This window comes from Streptomyces fuscigenes, from assembly GCF_021556455.1.
GTDB classification, from domain to species: domain Bacteria; phylum Actinomycetota; class Actinomycetes; order Streptomycetales; family Streptomycetaceae; genus Streptomyces; species Streptomyces fuscigenes.
Map to the genome: position 1 here is coordinate 1 of NZ_JAKGCV010000698.1, position 1,884 is coordinate 1,884.

A 1,884-nucleotide genomic window follows, 5' to 3' on the forward strand; every position below is an offset into this window, starting at 1 on the left:
CGTCGGCACGTACCCCCAACGCGTGCCGGCGGTGCCCGCACGCCCCGCTGGAACACACTGCTGCGGGCTCGCGCCGGGCGGCCCGGCGGGTCCGCAGGCGCGCTCGCACCGGGCCGGAAGCGGAACCGCGACGGGACGCGCACGGGGAGCGGAAACGGGACGCGCACGGGGAGCGGAAAACGGAGGGGCCGCCGGCACGGAAGCGGAGTCGCGGGCGGAGTGGCGGAAGGCGGCGCGGCGCAGAGCCACGCATCGGCCCTGCCGTGCCGCGCCCTGCCGCGCCCGGGTGACCCGGCGCGGGGGAGCGGCCCGCGGGTGATCAGACGAGTTCGACCAGGTCGGCGATGGAGTCCACGATCCGGGTGGGCCGGTACGGGTACTTCTCGACGTCGCCCGGCTTTGTGAGGCCCGTGAGCACGAGGAAGGTCTCCATCCCGGCCTCCAGCCCGGCCAGGACGTCCGTGTCCATCCGGTCGCCGATCATCGCCGACGACTCCGAGTGGGCCCCGATGGTGTTCAGGCCGGTGCGCATCATGAGCGGGTTCGGCTTGCCCACGAAGTACGGGTCCTTGCCGGTGGCCTTGGTGAGCAGGGCCGCGACCGAGCCGGTGGCGGGCAGGTCGCCCTCGGCCGACGGGCCGGTGTTGTCGGGGTTCGTGGCGATGAACCGGGACCCCTTGTTGATCAGCCGGATCGCCTTCGTCAGCGCCTCGAAGGAGTAGGTCCGCGTCTCGCCCAGGATCACGAAGTCCGGGTCCGCGTCCGTGAGGATGTATCCGGCGTCGTGCAGGGCCGTCGTCAGCCCCGCCTCGCCGATCACGTAGGCGGAGCCGCCGGGGTGCTGGTCCTGGAGGAACGTGGCGGTCGCCAGCGCCGACGTCCAGATGTTCTCCGCGGGGACGTCCAGGCCGATCCGGCTGAGGCGTGCGGACAGGTCGCGCGGTGTGTAGATCGAGTTGTTCGTCAGGACCAGGAAGGGGCGCTCCGACTCGCGGAGGCGCTGTATGAACGTGTCGGCCCCCGGCACGGGGACGCCCTCGTGCATCAGGACGCCGTCCATGTCCGTGAGCCAGGATTCAATGGGCTTGCGCTGGGTCATGGGGACAGTCTCCTGCGGGTGCGCGGCGTGAACGCTGCGATCATCCCATAGGGCGCGGAACGCCCCGCCGCCCGAGGCGCGCCCCCTGTGCGGCCGCGCCCGCCCGTCCGTCCGGGGCGTGGCGGCGGCCCCCTGCCGGACACTCGCGGCCTTCGCCGGGGACCCGGCCGGCCGCACGGCCTTCGCTGGGGACGCCCTTCCTGTCCGGTCGCGTCCGCGATGCTCCCGAAACGGCGAACGCGCAGGCCGGCGCCGTGCGGCCAGGGCCGAACGGGTGAGGCGGCGGCGCTCAGCGGATGCGGAAGGGCTCCGCGCGGGTGAGTCTTCCTCTCAGGAGGAGGTACACGATGCGTTCACGACTGCTCGCTCTCCGTGCCGTCGCGGCGGCCGCCATATGCGTCGCCGCCCCGGTCGCCGGAGCCTCGGCCGCCCGGGCGCAGGACGGCGTCACCGCCACCGTGGGCCGGACCGTCGTCGCGGCGCAGGCGCGGGTACGGGTCACGGTCGAGGGCTGCGAGGACGGCCGGGCCACGGTCTCGTCCGGCGCGTTCGTCCGCGCCGTGACCGTCAGCGGCTCGCGCGGCGCCCTGTACGGCGACCTCACCGTCAAGTCCGCGACGGCCGCCGGACGTTACGACATCAGCGTGCGGTGCGACGGCCGCGAGCACGGCAGGGCGGGCCGCCTCCAGGTCGCCGGCGCCGGGCCGGACCGGCAGGGCCGGGACCAGGGCGATGCCGCACCCTACGCGCCCGTGCACGCGGGTGGCGGGGGTACCGCTGCCTCC

At 74.5% G+C, this 1,884-nt stretch carries 2 protein-coding genes; one reads left to right on the forward strand and one right to left on the reverse strand.

The window, feature by feature from the left end:
- Positions 1-319: 319 nt before the first annotated feature.
- Positions 320-1,099: an HAD-IIA family hydrolase gene (locus L1885_RS27870; RefSeq protein ID WP_235799921.1), complete on the reverse strand. Its 780-nt coding sequence runs from the start codon at positions 1,097-1,099 to the stop codon at positions 320-322.
- Between the two features lie 347 nt (positions 1,100-1,446).
- Here L1885_RS27870 and L1885_RS27875 point away from each other — a divergent pair.
- On the forward strand, positions 1,447-1,884 hold a 438-nt coding region (locus L1885_RS27875), incomplete at its 3' end, for a hypothetical protein (protein ID WP_235799922.1).